We start from the raw sequence: 17208 nt of genomic DNA on the forward strand, positions 1-17208 counted from the left end.
CGGGCTGTTCAGCTCGCACCCCCGGTGCTGGGTCTGGGGTGGTCGCCGCCTCGGATCTGGTCGACGGCGTGCGCCAGCAGCGGTTCCAGGACGGCCAGGCCGTCCCGCACCCCGCCGGTGGACCCCGGAAGGTTGACGATCAGTGTCCGGCCCGCCACCCCGGCAAGGCCCCGGGAGAGCGCGGCGGTGGGCACCTTCTCCCGTCCGAACGCGCGGACGGCCTCGGCGATGCCCGGCACCTCGTGGTCGATCACCGCGCGGGTCGCCTCGGGCGTGCGGTCGGTGGGCGAGATGCCGGTGCCTCCGGTGGTGACGACGACGTCGTACCCGGCCTCGACGGCCGCGCGCAGGGCTGCCGCCACGGGGTCCCCGTCGGGCACGACCTGCGGCCCGTCCACGGCGAATCCGAAGCCCTCCAGGCCCGCCGCGATCAGCGGTCCGCCCTTGTCCTCGTAGACACCGGCGGCGGCGCGGTTGGAGGCGGTCACCACCAGCGCACGGTACGGCGCACGCGGCGCACCACCGGCGGACGGCCCGGCGTTCACGCCCGGCTCCAGTTGCCCGACTTGCCGCCGGTCTTCTCCTCCACGCGTACGTCCGTGATGACCGCTCCCTTGTCGACCGCCTTGACCATGTCGATCACGGTGAGCGCGGCGACGGAGACCGCCGTGAGGGCCTCCATCTCGACGCCCGTGCGGTCCGTCGTCCTGACGGTGGCCTGGATCTCCACGGCGTCGTCCGCGACCGACAGATCCAGTTTCACACCGGAGACCGACAAGGGGTGGCACAGCGGGATCAGGTCCGGGGTGCGTTTGGCGCCCATGATGCCCGCGATCCGCGCGGTGGCGAGGGCGTCACCCTTGGGGACGCCCTCGCCGCGCAGCAACTCGATCACGCGGGGCGAGACGAGGACGCGTCCGCTGGCGCGTGCGGTGCGCGCGGTCACGTCCTTGCCGGACACGTCGACCATCCGGGCGGCGCCCGCGTCGTCGATGTGCGTCAGGTGGTCTGGCACAGGGCGTCCGGGGGTCTCCCCCCGGGAAGGCTCAGTCATGCTGTGTGGCGCTCCCGGTCCGGGCCCGTCGCGATGCGGCGCTCGGGCCTGCTGTGCGCGACACGGTACCGCCAAGCCGGCGCTCGCCACCGGGCAGGACCGCCCGGCGGACGGGTACGCGCGCGGATCAGCCGAGCAGGACGACCTCGACCTCGCTGCCGGGCTCGACGGACTCCACGTCCTCGGGTACGACGATCAGCGCGTCGGCGTGCGCCAGGGCGGCGACCAGATGCGAACCGGCGCCGCCCACGGCGGTCACCTCGCCGTCGGCATACGCCCCGCGCAGGAACTGCCTGCGCCCCTTGGGCGAGCCGAGCGCCTTCTTCGCCTTGAGGATCGCCGTGGTACGGGGCCGGTGCACGTCCGGGAGGCCCATCAGGGAGCGGATGGCGGGGCGGACGAACAGCTCGAAGGAGACGTACGACGACACGGGGTTGCCGGGCAGGGCCAGCAGGGGCGTGTGGTCGGGGCCGATGGAGCCGAAGCCCTGGGGCTTGCCGGGCTGCATGGCGAGCTTGCGGAAGTCGATGCCGCCGCCCGCCTCGTCCTCGTCGCCGACGTGCGACAGCGCCTCCTTGACGACGTCGTACGCCCCCACGCTCACGCCGCCGGTGGTGACCATCAGGTCGGCGCGGACGAGCTGGTCCTCAATGGTGGCGCGCAGGGCGTCGGCGTCGTCGACGACCGCGCCCACCCGGTAGGCGATGGCACCCGCGTCCCGGGCGGCGGCGGTGAGGGCGAAGCTGTTGGAGTCGTAGATCTGGCCGCTGCCCAGCTCCTCGCCGGGCTGGACGAGCTCGCTGCCGGTGGACAGGACGACCACACGCGGGCGCGGGCGCACCCGTACCGAGCCGCGGCCGATCGCGGCGAGCAGCGCGATCTGCGGCGGGCCGAGAACGGTGCCCGCCTCCAGCGCGCGGTCGCCGGCCCGCACGTCGCTGCCCTTCGCGCGCACGTGCGCGCGTGCCTCGGCCGGCCGGTGCACGCGCACGTGCCCCTCGGCGCCCTCGGGCGCGAGGCTGCGCGCTCGCATCCCCCCGACCGGTCCCTCGCCGAGTCCGCCGTCGGTCCACTCCACGGGGACGACGGCCTCGGCGCCGGGCGGCAGCGGGGCACCGGTCATGATCCGGGCGGCCTGGCCGGGGCCGACCGGGGTGAGCTCCGCCGCGCCCGCCGCGACGTCCCCGACGACCTCCAGGACGGCCGGGAACTCCTCGCTGGCGCCCGCCACGTCCGCGACCCGTACCGCGTACCCGTCCATGGAGCTGTTGTCGAACGGCGGCAGCGACACCGGCACCATGACGTCGTCGACCAGGACGCAGCCCTGGGCGTCGAGGAGTTGCAGCTCGATGGCTTCCAGGGGGCGGACGGTGGTGAGGATGTCCTCCAGGTGCTCGTCCACCGACCACAGGTGGTCCGGGCCGGCGGGGCGGGTCGCGGCGCTGCTCAACTCTGCTGCATCTCCTCGGCTACGTAACTGCGAAGCCAGGTCCGGAAGTCCGGGCCCAGGTCTTCACGTTCGCACGCGAGCCTGACAATGGCACGCAGGTAGTCGCCGCGGTCGCCGGTGTCATAGCGGCGGCCCTTGAAGACGACGCCGTGCACGGGGCCGCCGACCTTCCCCTCGGCGGTGGCCGCTGACGAATACGTCTGGGCGAGGTGCTGGAGGGCGTCGGTGAGCTGGATCTCGCCGCCGCGGCCCGGCTCGGTGCGCCGCAGTATGTCGAAGACGTGCGGGTCGAGGACGTAGCGGCCGATGATGGCGTAGCTCGACGGGGCGTCCGCCGCGTCCGGCTTCTCCACCAGGCCGGTCACCCTGACGACATCGCCGTCGACAGTGGTCTCCACTGCGGCGCAGCCATAGAGGTGGATCTGCTCGGGGTCGACCTCCATGAGCGCGATCACGCTGCCGCCGTACTGCTCCTGGACCTCGATCATGCGCTGGAGCAGCAGGTCGCGCGGGTCGATCAGGTCGTCACCGAGCAGGACGGCGAAGGGCTCGTGGCCCACGTGGGGGGCCGCGCAGAGCACGGCGTGGCCGAGGCCCTTGGGGTCGCCCTGGCGCACGTAGTGCATGGTGGCCAGGTCGCTGGACTCCTGGACCTTGGCGAGCCGGCTGGCGTCGCCCTTCTTCTGGAGCGCCGATTCCAGCTCGTAGTTGCGGTCGAAGTGGTCTTCCAGCGGACGCTTGTTGCGTCCGGTGATCATGAGGACGTCGTCGAGCCCCGCCGACACGGCCTCCTCGACCACGTACTGGATCGCCGGCTTGTCGACGACCGGCAGCATCTCCTTGGGAGTGGCCTTGGTGGCCGGCAGGAACCGGGTGCCGAGGCCTGCCGCGGGAATGACAGCCTTGCTGATCCTGGGGTGCGACTGAGTCATGTCCGCAACCTTATCCGGTGCCTTTGCGAAGAATCTGAGGCTCCGGTTAATTGGCACTCATATGAGCTGGTTGGAAAGGATGCGGGGACGACCTGTGCAGCACGGTGAACCTGGGGGCGAGACTGACAAGCGAACGTTGCGGCGAGAATTCCTGGGGGTGAGAAACAGGTTGACGACCGATGTCGTCAGGGAGTCCGCCGACGCCCTGGCCGAGCACGCTCTGGAACTGCCCGAGCTGGCGCGTGCACGCACGGTAGCAGCGTACGTCTCCGTCGGGAGCGAGCCCGGCACCCTCACGCTGCTCGACGCGCTGCTCACACGGGGCGTACGCGTCCTGCTCCCCGCGCTCCTGCCGGACCACGACCTGGACTGGGGCGCCTACGCCGGGGAGGGCTCCCTCACGCGCGTCCAACACGGCGGGAAGATGGCGCTGTTCGAGCCCTCCGGTGAACTCCTCGGCCCGGACGCCGTGCTCTGCGCCGACGTCGTGCTGCTGCCGGGGCTCGCGGTCGACGCGCACGGGATGCGGCTGGGGCGCGGCGGAGGGTCGTACGACCGTGTACTGGCACGTCTGGATCGCGCGGGCGCGCGCCCGGCGCTGGTGGTGCTGCTGTACGACACGGAGGTCGTCGAGCGCGTGCCGGTGGAGGCGCACGACCGGCCGGTGCAGGCGGTGGTGACGCCGTCGGGTGCCCGCCGGTTCGCGGGCTCCTGCGGCCCTTGAGGCGCGGGGCGGCGGGCGCCGGTACGTGAAACGGCCCTCCACGCGTGCGTGGAGGGCCGTTTCAGCGGCGTTCGGTCAGCGGGGTCAGGGCTTGAGGACGAGCGTGTCGTCGGTGCTCTTGTCGACCGCCTTGTCCGAGAACGACCACGGGAGCAGCTCGCCGTCGGCCCACTTGCTCGTCTGGTCGGTGTAGTGGGCGCTGAAGGCGTGGCCGGAGGCTCCGGTGAGGTTGATCCACTTGGATTTGTCGAGGTCGTCGAGGTTGACGACCATCCGCATGGAGGGGACCCAGACGACGCCGTAGCCGCCGGCGGCGTTCCAGCCGGTCGCGTTGACCGTGGCCTCGCCGCCGCTGAGCTTCCAGGGGCCGCGGTTGAGGACGTACTGGAGGATGCTCGGGCCGTCGGTGCCGAGGGTCTGGTTCTTCAGGAACAGGCGGTGCAGCCGGCCCCAGCTCCAGGTGTCGATGTCCTTGCCGAGCTTGGCGGTCAGCTCCCAGCGGGCGTCAATCATGGCGCGGGCGAACAGCTCGTCCATGTTGCCGGCCTTGGGGCGGGTGCCGGACGCGGGCGTCTTCCACCAGTCGCTGTTCGGCTTGTCCATGAGGGTGCGGACCACCTCGAACCAGCGGTCGCCGCCGTCCGGCTGGGCCTGGTCGGCGGCGCGCTCGCCGCACTCGCGGACCTTGCTGTCGTCGTCGATGGGACCGGTGCTGTCGGCCTTCTCGACCCACAGGCACTGGCCCTCGACCCGAAGTTCCTTGGGCAGTTTGTTGCCGAAGGCCAGCTTGAGGATGTTGCGCCAGACCGAGTTGAAGTAGGCGGCGGCCGCGGAGTCGGCGTCCTGGGTGTAGTCCCAGCCCTCGAGGAGTTTCTGCGCCTCGCGGACGTCCTTGTCGTCGAGGTTGATCTTCAGCAGCTTGGGCACCAGCAGCTTGGCGATCTCACTGCTGTTGTCCAGCTGCATCTGGCGCATGTCGTCGGTGGAGATCTTGCCGCCGTCCTTGATCTTCGACTCGATCAGGTCGGTGATGCGCTGGCTGCGGGTGCCGTAGCCCCAGTCCGTGGTGAGCGTGTAGGGGTACTTGTCCTTGTCGACCACGGCCTGGTTGGCGGTGACGATGTACCCGCGCTTCGGGTCGTACTCGTAGGGCAGCTCGTCCTGCTTGATGTAGCCGGTCCACCGGTACTTGGAGTCCCATCCCGGCGCCGGGATGGAGCCGTCGTCGGCCGACGAGCGCGTGGGGATTCTGCCCGGCAGGGTGTAGCCGATGTTGTTCTTGGTGTCGGCGTAGACCAGGTTCTGCGAGGGCACGTCGAACTGAGCGGCCGCGTCGCGGAAGCTGCTCCAGTCGGACGCCCTGTCGAGGGCAAAGACGGCGTCCATGGTGGTGCCCGGTTCGAGCGCTGTCCACTTCAGGGCGACGCCGTAACCGTCGCCGCGGTCGGGTGCGGCGGTGTCGACGGAGGCCTTCTTGCCGACCTTGACGAGTTCGTCGTCGCGGTCGGACAGCAGGGGCATGCCGTCGGCGGTCTGCCGTACGACGATCTTCTTCGACGTGCCGCCGGCGACCTTGATGGTCTCCTCACGGCTCGTGAAGGGCTTGGTCTTGCCGTCGTACAGGTAGCCGTCGCCGGAGAGCTTCTCGAGGTAGAGGTCGGTGACGTCGACACCGGAGTTGGTCGTGCCCCAGGCGATGTCGGCGTTGTGGCCGATTATCACGCCGGGCATGCCGGCGAAGGTGTAACCGGTGACGTCGTACTGGCACTTGCTGGAGACCGTCGTGCAGTGCAGGCCCATCTGGTACCAGACGGACGGCAGCGACGCCGACAGGTGCGGGTCGTTGGCGAGCAGCGGCTTGCCGCTGATGGTGTACTTGCCCGCGACGACCCAGGAGTTGGAGCCGATGCCCTGGCCGTTCACGCCGACGGCCGTGGGGACGTCGTCCAGGACGTTGTAGAGGCCCGCCAGCTGGCTTGTGAGCGCCGAACCGGTGGTCGACGAGGTGGAGGAGCCACTTGCGTCCGTCGAGGCCCCAGAGCCGCTTGTGGAGCCGCTCTGCTCGAACGTCTTGGTGAGCTCGTCGTACTGGCCCTCCTGGACGATCGCCTTGTTGCGGCCGTACGGGTACTCCGGGTAGAGGTCCTTGATCTGCTGCGGGCCGAGGCGGCTGGTCATCAGGGCGCGATCGATCTCGTCCTGCATGTTGCCGCGCAGGTCCCAGGCCATCGCCTTCAGCCAGGAGACCGAGTCGACGGGGGTCCACTGCTCGGGCTTGTAGTCGTTGGTGAACCCGAGGGCGGCGTACTCCAGGGAGATGTCCTTGCCGTCCTTGCCGTCGAGGTAGGCGTTGACTCCCTTGGCGTACGCCTGGAGGTAATTCTTCGTGGAGTCCGACAGCTTGGTGTCGTACTCCTCCTTCGCGACCCGGTCCCAGCCCAGGGTGCGCAGGAACTCGTCGTTCTTCACCTGGCCCTTGCCGAACATCTCCGACAGGCGCCCGGACGTCATGTGACGGCGCACGTCCATCTCGTAGAACCGGTCCTGCGCCTGGACGTAGCCCTGCGCCATGAACAGGTCCGCGTCGGACGAGGCGTAGATCTGCGGGATCCCGTAGCCGTCCCGCTTCACGGTCACGGGTCCGGACAGGCCCTTGAGCGTCAGCGAACCCTTGGTCTGCGGAAAGGACGCGCGGACGGTGCTGATCGACCAGTACGCCCCGTAGGCGATGCCCCCGACGATGGCGAGAACGAGCACCAGAACGAACAGGCGGGCTCTGCGCCCCTTCTTCCTGCCGGACTTGCCAGGCTTGTCACCCGTTGTGGCGGTGGTGTTGGGGGGCATCGCTGTCCTTGCTGTCCTAACGCGAGCGGCAGGCGGTCCTGGAGTGCTGGAGCAACCATAGGCGCAGGGTCTGACGCGCCTTGACGCGGAGTCGGGAACCGGCGGGCACGTGCGTTCGATCTTGTCCGGCGGAGTGTCAAGAAAGCGTCAAGAGTTAGGTAAGGTAACGAAGTACTTGGGTGTGCAGTGCCGCACCCTCGGGTCCTGTGTACGTGAGCTTCCGCGTCGCCCGCGCGCGAGCCGACGAAGGGAATCGCCACTGACTGTCCAGCACCTCAACCAGCTCCTGCTCGTCTGCTCCCTGGTCCTGCTCGTCGCCGTCGCGGCGGTCCGGATCTCCTCCCGCAGCGGGCTCCCCAGCCTGCTCGTGTACCTGGGGATCGGCGTCCTCATGGGCCAGGACGGCATCGGCGACATCCACTTCGACAACGCCGAACTGACCCAGGTCATCGGATACGCGGCCCTGGTCGTGATCCTGGCCGAGGGTGGTCTCGGCACGAAGTGGAAGGAGGTCGAACCGGTCCTGGCGCCCGCTTCCGTGCTGGCCCTGGTCGGGGTCGGGGTGAGCGTCGGGGTCACCGCGGCGGGCGCGCACTACCTGGTCGGGCTGGAGTGGCGGCAGGCGCTCATCATCGGAGCGGTGGTGTCCTCGACGGACGCGGCGGCGGTCTTCTCGGTGCTCCGGCGCATTCCCCTCCCCGCGCGCGTGACGGGCACGCTGGAGGCGGAGTCCGGCTTCAACGACGCCCCGGTGGTCATCCTGGTCGTCGCCTTCTCCACCGCGGGCCCGGTCGAGCACTGGTACGTCCTGGTGGGCGAGATAGCCCTGGAACTGGCCATCGGCGCCGCCATAGGGCTCGCGGTGGGCTGGCTCGGTTCCTGGGGCCTCAGGCATGTCGCCCTGCCCGCCTCCGGCCTCTACCCGATCGCCGTGATGGCCATCGCGGTCACCGCGTACGCCGGCGGCGCGCTGGCGCACGGCAGCGGCTTCCTCGCCGTCTACCTCGCCTCCATGGTGCTCGGCAACGCCAGGCTGCCGCACTGGCCCGCCACGCGCGGCTTCGCCGAAGGACTCGGCTGGATCGCCCAGATCGGCATGTTCGTCCTGCTCGGCCTGCTGGTCACCCCGCACGAACTCGGCGACGACATCTGGCCGGCCCTGATCATCGGGCTTGCGCTCACCATGGTGGCGCGGCCCCTGAGCGTGTTCGTCAGCCTCGCGCCGTTCCGTGTGCCCTGGCGGGAGCAGACCCTGATGTCCTGGGCCGGGCTGCGCGGCGCCGTGCCCATCATCCTGGCGACGATCCCCATGGTGAACGGCGTCGACACCAGCCACCGGATCTTCAACATCGTCTTCGTCCTGGTCGTCGTCTACACCCTCGTCCAGGGGCCGACGCTGCCCTGGCTGGCCCGCGAACTGCGGCTCGGCGACGGCCCGGAGGCGGCCGACCTCGGCATCGAGTCCGCGCCCCTGGAGCGGCTGCGCGGGCATCTGCTGTCCGTCTCCATCCCCGAGGGCTCGCGGATGCACGGCGTCGAGGTCAACGAGCTGCGGCTGCCCGCCGGAGCCGGCGTCACCCTGGTCGTCCGCGAAGGAAAATCGTTTGTTCCGCTGCCCGCGACGGTGCTGCGGCGCGGGGACGAGCTTCTCGTGGTCGCCACCGACCCGGTGCGCGACGCCGCGGAACGGCGGCTGCGCGCGGTCGGGCACGGGGGCAAGCTGGCGGGCTGGCTGGGCACGAACGGTACCGCGGGCGCGGGCCCCGGTGCGCCCTCCGGGCGGTGAGCGCGGGCGCGAACGGCTGCGGGGCCCGCGAGGCGCGTGTTAAGGGTGCGTTTCGGGTGGTTCACACCCCGGCCAATCCCAGGTGAACGACCCCCATGGTGCCCGTTTTCACAGGTGTACGAGCGGTTGAGCCCTGTAGGATGAAAGCACCTGATCGAACCAACTCTGCCTGACGCAGAGCTGGCGCGACCGTATGGCGGCCGGATCGCTCTTCGCAGTGGACACCGGTATCTACCGCAGTTCCGCGCAAGAGGACAGCTCTCGGCGCCGCCCCCCACCTGAAGGGGCCGCGCTACCAGGCGGCAGAAAGGCACGGGCCGTGGCATCCACGGTCACCACCGAGCCGTCGCAGAACCCGGCGGCGCCGTCCCGCCCGGGATACGGCCGACTGCTGCGCACCCGCGGCGCCTGGACGTTTCTGCTCCCCGGTTTCGCGGCGCGCCAGCCGTTCGCGATGCTCACCATCTCGATCGTGCTGCTCGTGCAGCACACCACCGGCTCGTACGGCGCCGCGGGCGCCGCCGCGGCGGTCACCGGCGTCTCCATGGCGCTGTTCGCTCCCTACAGCGGCCGCCTCGCCGACCGCTACGGGCAGCGCGCGGTGCTGATCCCCGGAGTGCTGGTCCACACCCTGTCGGGCCTCGCCTTCACGGCGCTCGCGCTGGCGCACGCGCCCCTGTGGGCACTGTTCGCGGCGGCCGTGCCGACCGGCGCCTCGGTGCCGCAGATCGGCCCCATGGTGCGCGCCCGCTGGGGTGCGAAGCTCCAGGACTCGCCCCTCATGTCCACCGCCGCCGCCTTCGAGTCCGTCACTGACGAGCTCACCTTCGTCTTCGGCCCGCTGCTCGCGACCGCCCTGTGCACCACCGTGACCCCGGCCGCCGGCCTGGTCACGGAGGCCGCGCTGACCCTGGTCGGCGGTCTCCTCTTCGCCGCGCGGAAGAGCACCCAGCCGCGCGTGACCGGCACCGGGCACGCGCGCGTGCGGCACGTCTCCGCGCTCCGCGTCCCCGGCGTGCGCGTGCTGGCCGTCGCCTTCCTCGGCATCGGGTCCGTCTTCGGCGGCATGCAGGTCTCGCTCGCCGCGTTCACCGAGTCGATCGGCGAGCCCGGCCTGAACGGCGTCCTGTACGGCACCTTCGCCGCCGGCAACATGCTCTCGGGCATCGTCTGCGGCGCGATCGCCTGGAAGACCGCCCCGCACCGGCGCCTGGTCGTCGGCTACGCGGCGCTCGCGCTGACCGCGTCCGCGCTGTGGACGTCGCACTCGGTGCTCGTCCTGGCCGGCCTCGGTCTGCTGGTCGGCACGTGCATCGCACCCGCGCTGATCACCGGCTACACGCTGGTCGAGGGCCTGGTCCCGGCCGGCGCCCGCACCGAGGCGTTCACCTGGCTGACCGGCGCGGTCGCGCTCGGCCAGGCGGCCGCGGTCACGGTCGCCGGACAGCTGGAGGACCGCCTGTGGGGCGGCGCCGGGTTCCTGGTGCCGATGGCGGGCACGGTGCTCGCCCTGGTGACCCTGCTGGCGCTGCGCTCGCGGCTCGTCACCCGGCCCCGGAACCGTACGGTCGCACGTGGCGTCGGTCACCGCGTGCCGGTGGCGGTGGACTGATCCTCGGGAATACGTCACTATGGACCGTCGTTAGCACTCATCGAGTGAGAGTGCCAGGAGGAAGACAGTGCCGACCTACCAGTACCAGTGCACCGAGTGCGGCGAGGGCCTCGAGGCGGTGCAAAAGTTCACCGACAACGCCCTGACCGAGTGCCCCACCTGCGGTGGCCGCCTGAAGAAGGTGTTCTCCGCCGTCGGCATTGTCTTCAAGGGCTCGGGCTTCTACCGCAACGACAGCCGCGGCTCCTCGTCGAGCAGCAGCCCCGCGTCGAAGACGCCCGGCTCCGGCTCGTCGAGCACGTCCGACGCGAAGTCGTCCGACTCCAAGGCTTCCGACTCGAAGTCGTCGTCCTCGACGTCGTCCTCGTCGGGCTCGGCCAGCAGCTCCGCCGCCTGAGGCCGCCTGAGACCTCACCCCCCGGACCCCGCGTCGAGCGACAGCGGGGTCCGAGGCGTTCCCGGACCCCGGCACCTGCCCGGGCGGCCGGTTCGGGCGGGCGGCTAGTGTGCTGAGCATGGTGAACGCAGAGATCGGCGTAATCGGCGGCTCCGGCTTCTATTCCTTCCTCGACGACGTGACCGAGGTCCAGGTCGACACGCCCTACGGGCCGCCCAGCGACTCCCTCTTCCTCGGCGAGATCGCCGGCCGCCGGGTCGCCTTCCTGCCCCGCCACGGACGCGGCCACCATCTGCCGCCGCACCGCATCAACTACCGGGCCAACCTGTGGGCGCTGCGCTCCGTCGGCGTGCGCCAGGTGCTCGGCCCGTGCGCGGTGGGCGGTCTGCGCCCCGAGTACGGGCCGGGCACGCTGCTTGTGCCGGATCAGCTGGTGGACCGTACGAAGTCCCGGGTGCAGTCGTACTTCGACGGGCTGCCGCTGCCCGACGGCGCCGTGCCCAACGTGGTGCACGTGTCCCTGGCCGACCCCTACTGCCCCACCGGGCGGGCCGCTGCGCTCAAGGCGGCCCGCGGCCGGGGCTGGGAGCCGGTGGACGGGGGCACCCTTGTCGTGATCGAGGGACCGCGCTTCTCGACCCGCGCCGAATCGCTGTGGCATCAGGCGCAGGGCTGGGCCGTGGTGGGCATGACCGGCCATCCGGAAGCGGCGCTCGCCCGTGAACTGGAGCTCTGCTACGCGTCGCTGACGCTGGTCACCGACCTGGACGCGGGCGCCGAGACCGGTGAAGGCGTCTCGCACGACGAGGTGCTGCGGGTGTTCGCGGCGAACGTGGACCGGCTGCGGGGCGTGCTGTTCGACGCGGTGGCGGCCCTGCCGGAGAACACGGCACGGGACTGCCTGTGCACGAACGCGCTCGGCGGGATGGAGTCGGGGTTCCCGCTGCCGTAGCACGGCTGGCGGGCGGTTGCCGAGCGTCCGTGCCCCTGTGGAAAACGGGCGGAACTCCTCGTTCGGGTGGCGGAGTTGTCCACAACCCGTGGGTAGCGCACCGGCTCCGACGCGTTTCGGCGCGAGGCCTCATCGTGGCCTCGCAAGCCGATTCCTCGTCGCAGGTGGTGATCCACATGTCCGTTCCCCCGCCCTCGTCCCCCGTCTTCCCCCCTCCCCTCCGCGTCCCGCGCCCGCTGGGCACGGACGCCCCCGCGACCTGCGAGATCCCGCAGTTTGAGCCGGTGCGCGTAGGCGGCGGCAGGTATCGGCTGGGGCGGCTGCTGCGGCACCGCGGGCGGCCCCTCGCGGTCGGCCTGGCGGTCACGGCGGCGGCGCTCGTCGCGGCCGGACCCCGTGCCGCCACGGATCCCCAGCGCGCCGAGCGGCCCCGGAAGCATCAGGTCACTCAACCGGTACGGCGGCACGCCCCGCCCGTGGACATGGTGACGGCGCCGGTGCGGATCGCCGACGCCGCCACGGTCCGGTTGCTGCGTTCGGGCGACCGGGTGGACGTCATCGCCGCCGGGGATCCCGCGACGGGCGGGGACGCCCGGGTGATCGCGCGCGGGGTGCGCGTCACGGAGCTGCCGGAGCCGATCGACGGGACCTCGGAGAGCGGGGCACTCGTCGTGCTCTCGGTTCCGCGTGCCGCCGCGGCCCGGCTGGTCGGCGCGAGCGCCACGGCGCGACTGGCGGTGACGTTGTGCTGAACAGCCTGGGAAGATTTCTTGGTCGAATCCTGTCAAGTCCCTCGTTCGAGCTACCGGACTGGGCTCAATGGACGCACGGTGGCGTAGGTTGCGGAGCGTTTTGTTCCACACCCTGTGCATGCGAGGAGAGTCCCCGAGGTGAGCGAGAAGAAGGATCCGGGCATCTGGCACGGCTTCAAGGCCTTCCTGATGCGTGGCAACGTCGTCGATCTGGCAGTCGCGGTGGTCATCGGCGCCGCCTTCACCAACATCGTGAACTCGGTGGTGAAGGGGCTCATCAACCCGCTGGTCGGCGCGATCGGGACCAAGAACCTCGACAGCTACAGCACGTGCGCGAAGGAACCCTGCAAGGCAGCTGCGGACGGCACGGTCACGAGTGGCATTCAGATCATGTGGGGTTCCGTCCTTGGCGCGACTCTCAACTTCGTGATCACTGCAGCGGTCGTGTACTTCCTGATGGTCCTGCCGATGGCGAAGTACCTGGCCCGGGTGGAGGCCCGCAGGAGGGCGAAGGAGGGCACGCGCGAGGTCGTCGAGGTGACCGAGCTGGAGGTGCTGAAGGAGATACGCGACGCCCTGGTCGCGCAGCGCGGGTCGGGGCGCGACGAGCGCTAGCGGCGCTGCCGGGTGCGGTCCGGGCGGTGGCGCGAGCCGCTCGTCGGCGGTGGGTCCGGGTGGTGGCGCGGACGGTTCAGAGGTGGTGGGGCGGCTTCTCGTCGAGGAAGCGCTTGAGGTCGGCCGCGGAGTCGCCCTCCGGGCGCTCGCCCCAGCCGCGGTCCGTGTCGTCCGATGACTGCCGGTCCAGCGGGTCGTCGAAGATCAGCGCGGCCTTCGGGTCGCGCGGCTCGGGCTCGGGGGCGGCGGTGCTCATGCCTCAAGGGTACGGTCCGTACGGTCCCGGCCCGGCCGAGGCGACCGCCCGCCCCGGCCCTGCCGCCCGCCCCGGCCCTGCCGCCCGCCCCGGGCCTGCCGCCCGGTCTGACCGAGGCGAGGCCGCAGCCGCGGTGGCCGCGGGAGAGGGCGGTGGCTTCGGCAACGGGGAGTACGCCGTCCATCCGGCGGTCCGGTCAGGACTGCATCTGCACCCCTTCTGTCCCTCGCACCCCTCTCCACTCGTGAATCCGTTCACAAGCTTTCGGTGCCCATTTCTGCTGTGCTGGACGTATGACGTCCAGTTCCGCTCCGGCGCCCGCCTCCAAGGGTGCGCCCCAGCCCCTCCGGCCGCTGCGCCGGCTCACCGCGCGCGGGCGCGACGAAGCCCACCGCGTCGCCTCGCCGCTCGAGCTCTTCTTCGACCTGTGTTTCGTGGTGGCCATCGCACAGGCGGGCGCGGAGCTGGTGCACTCCATCACGGAAGGGCACGCGGGCGAGGGCATCCTGAACTACGCGATGCTGTTCTTCGCCATCTGGTGGGCGTGAACCAACAGGGCAACAGCTTACCGCCAGCCGTCTGGCCAGCGTGAACAGCCTTCCGGCCAGGGCGAGTTGAGCCCACACGCGCGTTGCGCCGTCGGGCACGCCCAACGACCCAGGGTTAGCGAGGACTCCATTTCTCCAAGAAACCCCCCGCGCAAGCCGGACAAGGAACCTCACCTGTCCTACGGCAGCCGGAACAGTCGGAACTGTCGAATGCTCCACAGTCCGGACACCACACAGCACAGCGCCCAGCGCAATACCCGCAGAGGTCGCCGTAGTTCCACAGCGACCACGGCGGGATTCCTCCCGTGCGACCGGCGCGCGGAGTGTCGGCCGAGCGGTAGGCGGCACGGGGTTTCGCCGGTCTCTCCGGGGCGGTGGTCATCAATGGCCGTCGGGGTGCCTGACCATCAAGACATTGCAGTCTGTGACAGTCGTCTGGTCATTACCCGCACGCGCCCAATCCCGGACCCGCGCAAGCTCGGCGCAGCCTGCGCACCCCTCTACCGGCGTCGGCTCCAATACTGCTTCCCTCAAGGGCAGTTGAACCGGCGCACTGGGGTAACTCCGTGGCTCAGTCATGCCCCCAGGTTCCGCCCGAAGTGGATCTAGAACTAGCGGCCCGCTGTCGGCCCGGTGTCGGCCAGAATTGGGGCATGGGGACCAGCATCGGGGCCAACATCCGGCGGCTACGTGAAGCGCGCGGATGGAGTCAGGCACGGCTAGCGCGCGAGGTCTGCGAGGCAGCGCGGGTAACCGGCGAACCAGTCGGCCGACAAGAGATCAGCCGGTGGGAGACAGGCAAGCGGACTCCCCGTGAATGGCTGCCGTTCCTCGCTGCCGCCCTGGGCGTGCCCGTAGAGACCTTGAAAGAGCCACAGGCGCCCGCTGAGCCCCCTTTTCCGACGCTGGCCGACTTCCTGCCCGAGGGTGACCCGCTAGCGCCTCTCAGCGCAGCTACAGGGCGCCGGATTGGCATGGTCCAGGTGGACGACTTGCAGCAACGCGTACACGGCCTACGACTGGCTGATGACGTGTTAGCCGGTGGCGACCTAATCCGCCCGGCACTCCGGGAACTCCGCTCCGCCGTAAAGCTGTACCGCGAGGGAACCCACAGCGGCGAGGTAGGGCGTCAGTTGCTCCGGCAGATCGGCGAGCTAGCACAAATCGCCGGATGGATTGCCAGCGATGCCGGGAAGCACAGCGAGGCGGAGCGCATTTACAGGCTCGGAATCAGCGCGGCTACTCAGGCGGAAGATCACACCCTTGCCGGGAATCTCGCCGGATCGCTGGCCTACCAAATGAGCAATACCGGCCGTGAGGCGGAAGGCTTGACGCTGGCACAAGCCGCACTGCATGACGCTGGCGCGGACGCTCCGCCAAAGGCTCGCGCGCTATATCTCGACCGGGTGGCATGGGCGCACACGAAAGCCGGTGGGGTCGAGAACGGCCAAAAGGCCATGAGAGCACTAGGCGAAGCCGGTCAAGCGCTCAGCGAGGACAGCTCCGGAACTGAGTCACCGGCGTACCTTTATTGGGTCGACGCTGGCGAACTCCGCGTCATGGAATCGCGCGTCTACACAGAACTGCACCGGCCCTTGCGCGCTGTGCCCTTGCTCCGGGAAGTCCTCAGCGGCTATGACGCCACGCATACGCGCGAAATGGCTCTGTACCTTTCGTGGCTTGCTGTAGCGCTGGCCGATGCCAACGAACCGGAGGAATCGGCAGCCGTCGCGGAACGGGTCATCACGCTGGCTTCCGACATTCCCTCAGAGCGGACGGCGGAACGGGTGCGCGTGATCCTCCGCCGGTTGCAGAACTTTGCCGAAGTGCCGGAAGTCGCTGCACTACTCGCCGAGCATCAGGCAGTCTAGCGAGATGGGCGGCGACCTAGCGGTTTTTGATCCGAAGCCTCACCGCGAACGCTTGAAAGTCGATAGCATACCGGCATGGTGACCTGTTTCGAGTGCAAGAGAGAATTCGACGTCGAAGACGAGCGAGACGAGTACGAATCCTACTTCAATGGAGAACTCGATTACGACGAAGACTGTGGCGGCGAACCCGGCGAAGGACTCTGCGCAGGTTGCGGCATAGTGCGCAGTGAAGGGCTCATTAACCAAGGGCGTGCAATCTTCATGATGAACGGCGATGAAGATTACGACGATGACTTCGCGCAAAAGTGGCTCTGAGCAGCCAGGCGGAATTTAAAGGCCCCGAGCCGGCTCGGATACCCAACTTTTCTTCGAAAGGTACGATAAAGCCCCCGACAGCCGGGCGGACCATCGGGGGTTCGTGGTCACCCTAAACGTTTTAGGGTGGTGGTGATCACCGAAAACCGGGCGAGCGATCGGGAGCGGGCCTAGAACGCAACTCGGCCAAGTGTTGGCGATAGAGACGGCGTCTAGCGAAGAAGCGAATGCGCCGCTGTCGTAGCCGTTTGGTGCCATCATCGTTGAGAGCATCGCTAGCAGCGAGCGCGAAATCATCAATTGCTTTGGCCAGAGTACGCGCACTAGATTGCACATAATCGACGGCTCGGCCCGCCACATCTTCCGCCTCTTGCAAAATCTCCGGCGTGTAATCATCGGGCAGATTAAGTAACTCATATTCTCTCTGCCGAGCTGCGGCCATCGCGTCAACTACTGCACGCGCACGCTCACGTACCAAAACACCGTCTGTCGCACTAACGACGGGTGGGCCATAGAGGCTAAGCTCAATCCACCGCTCATTTATTTCCTTCCTGAAAGCGACCTCTTCTTGTGGAGACGTACTCTGGTAGCTCTCAACGAGGACTCTGTCTTTCAGATCGGTCATCGACCGCAGGAACACCTTGTAAGCGTCATGACGAGGTTGGCGTCTTTCCTTCAAATGCTCGGCCCGTACAGACATCAGCACGCCGTCTCGCTGGACCCTGCCGGTCACTATCGAACCAGCGATGCCTCCCACAGAGCCCGCCACCGCACCCAATACCGCTGCAAGTCCCGCGTCCATGGCGGCATTGTGGGGGTTCCGGCGCACTCCTGTCGAGAGCACCTAGGAAAGTTTCTGGGTGGCTGAAAATTGCATATTTATTCGAATTCGATGTCTTTCGGCCTGACCCCCCGGGTCAGAATTTCGCAGCCGTGCGCGTTTCCATGGGAGCCGGGTCCCCGTAAAACCGCAGGCCAGAGTCTCGACGGCCCCGGTATGCATACACATGCAGAATTCATGCATAATCCAGGACTGCGGAGAGTAACCAAAATGGCTGGCGATAGCTGTCGAGCAATGCAAACAGCCCCGGTACAGCAGC

General features: G+C 69.1%; 16 protein-coding genes and 1 pseudogene. 10 read left to right on the forward strand and 7 right to left on the reverse strand.

The features are described from left to right. Positions 1–8 precede the first annotated feature (8 nt). From ABTY98_RS09715 to galU, 4 genes are all read right to left on the reverse strand, one after another. Positions 9–545, reverse strand: coding sequence for a MogA/MoaB family molybdenum cofactor biosynthesis protein (locus ABTY98_RS09715; RefSeq protein WP_352220340.1), 537 nt, complete (start codon positions 543–545; stop codon positions 9–11). Next, complete coding sequence (gene moaC / locus ABTY98_RS09720) at positions 542–1054, reverse strand: cyclic pyranopterin monophosphate synthase MoaC (protein ID WP_352220341.1); 513 nt, start codon at positions 1052–1054, stop codon at positions 542–544. Before moaC ends, ABTY98_RS09715 begins: the two co-directional genes overlap by 4 nt. 127 nt (positions 1055–1181) lie before the next feature. Continuing rightward, a complete protein-coding gene (gene glp / locus ABTY98_RS09725) occupies positions 1182–2504 on the reverse strand; it encodes a molybdotransferase-like divisome protein Glp (protein WP_352220342.1) in 1323 nt (440 codons plus the stop codon). Beyond that, positions 2501–3436: a UTP--glucose-1-phosphate uridylyltransferase GalU gene (gene galU, locus ABTY98_RS09730; protein ID WP_352220343.1), complete on the reverse strand. Its 936-nt coding sequence runs from the start codon at positions 3434–3436 to the stop codon at positions 2501–2503. Before galU ends, glp begins: the two co-directional genes overlap by 4 nt. Positions 3437–3515: 79 nt before the next feature. Here galU and ABTY98_RS09735 point away from each other — a divergent pair, with 79 nt between their 5' ends. After that, positions 3516–4160 carry a 5-formyltetrahydrofolate cyclo-ligase gene (locus ABTY98_RS09735; RefSeq protein ID WP_352220344.1) on the forward strand — a complete coding sequence of 215 codons (645 nt, stop codon included), beginning with the start codon at positions 3516–3518 and terminating at the stop codon, positions 4158–4160. Positions 4161–4244: 84 nt separating this feature from the next. Here ABTY98_RS09735 and ABTY98_RS09740 read toward each other — a convergent pair whose 3' ends face one another. After that, positions 4245–7004 carry a penicillin acylase family protein gene (locus ABTY98_RS09740; RefSeq protein WP_352220345.1) on the reverse strand — a complete coding sequence of 920 codons (2760 nt, stop codon included), beginning with the start codon at positions 7002–7004 and terminating at the stop codon, positions 4245–4247. A 181-nt stretch (positions 7005–7185) separates the two neighbouring features. On the opposite strand from ABTY98_RS09740, the gene ABTY98_RS09745 reads away from it, so the two are divergent. From ABTY98_RS09745 to mscL, 6 genes are all read left to right on the forward strand, one after another. Further along, positions 7186–8790, forward strand: a complete 1605-nt coding sequence (locus ABTY98_RS09745) for a potassium/proton antiporter (protein ID WP_352220494.1) — start codon at positions 7186–7188, stop codon at positions 8788–8790. 319 nt (positions 8791–9109) lie between these two features. Continuing rightward, a complete protein-coding gene (locus ABTY98_RS09750) occupies positions 9110–10402 on the forward strand; it encodes an MFS transporter (RefSeq protein WP_352220346.1) in 1293 nt (430 codons plus the stop codon). 67 nt (positions 10403–10469) lie between these two features. Beyond that, positions 10470–10799 (forward strand): FmdB family zinc ribbon protein, encoded by a 330-nt coding sequence (locus tag ABTY98_RS09755; RefSeq protein ID WP_352220347.1) that lies wholly within the window; start codon positions 10470–10472, stop codon positions 10797–10799. Between the two features lie 118 nt (positions 10800–10917). Further along, the gene (locus ABTY98_RS09760) at positions 10918–11751 is read left to right on the forward strand and encodes an S-methyl-5'-thioadenosine phosphorylase (RefSeq protein ID WP_352220348.1); all 834 of its coding nucleotides are present in this window, start codon (positions 10918–10920) and stop codon (positions 11749–11751) included. Between the two features lie 176 nt (positions 11752–11927). Further along, positions 11928–12503, forward strand: a complete 576-nt coding sequence (locus ABTY98_RS09765) for a CpaB family protein (RefSeq protein ID WP_352220349.1) — start codon at positions 11928–11930, stop codon at positions 12501–12503. Positions 12504–12641: 138 nt separating this feature from the next. Continuing rightward, positions 12642–13118, forward strand: coding sequence for a large conductance mechanosensitive channel protein MscL (gene mscL / locus ABTY98_RS09770; RefSeq protein WP_352220350.1), 477 nt, complete (start codon positions 12642–12644; stop codon positions 13116–13118). Positions 13119–13194: 76 nt separating this feature from the next. On the opposite strand, the gene ABTY98_RS09775 is transcribed toward mscL, so the two are convergent. Then, a complete protein-coding gene (locus ABTY98_RS09775) occupies positions 13195–13374 on the reverse strand; it encodes a hypothetical protein (RefSeq protein WP_352220351.1) in 180 nt (59 codons plus the stop codon). A gap of 293 nt (positions 13375–13667) precedes the next feature. On the opposite strand from ABTY98_RS09775, the pseudogene ABTY98_RS09780 reads away from it, so the two are divergent. From ABTY98_RS09780 to ABTY98_RS09800, 3 genes and pseudogenes are all read left to right on the forward strand, one after another. Beyond that, a pseudogene (locus ABTY98_RS09780) lies at positions 13668–13919 on the forward strand (low temperature requirement protein A); the annotation flags it as partial. 656 nt (positions 13920–14575) lie between these two features. Then, positions 14576–15793 (forward strand): helix-turn-helix transcriptional regulator, encoded by a 1218-nt coding sequence (locus ABTY98_RS09795; RefSeq protein WP_502994183.1) that lies wholly within the window; start codon positions 14576–14578, stop codon positions 15791–15793. A gap of 75 nt (positions 15794–15868) precedes the next feature. Continuing rightward, positions 15869–16108: a hypothetical protein gene (locus ABTY98_RS09800; protein ID WP_352220353.1), complete on the forward strand. Its 240-nt coding sequence runs from the start codon at positions 15869–15871 to the stop codon at positions 16106–16108. Positions 16109–16244: 136 nt separating this feature from the next. Here ABTY98_RS09800 and ABTY98_RS09805 read toward each other — a convergent pair whose 3' ends face one another. Beyond that, complete coding sequence (locus tag ABTY98_RS09805) at positions 16245–16910, reverse strand: hypothetical protein (protein ID WP_352220354.1); 666 nt, start codon at positions 16908–16910, stop codon at positions 16245–16247. Positions 16911–17208 lie beyond the last annotated feature (298 nt).

Source organism: Streptomyces sp. NPDC096040, from assembly GCF_040303265.1.
Taxonomy (GTDB): Bacteria; Actinomycetota; Actinomycetes; order Streptomycetales; family Streptomycetaceae; genus Streptomyces.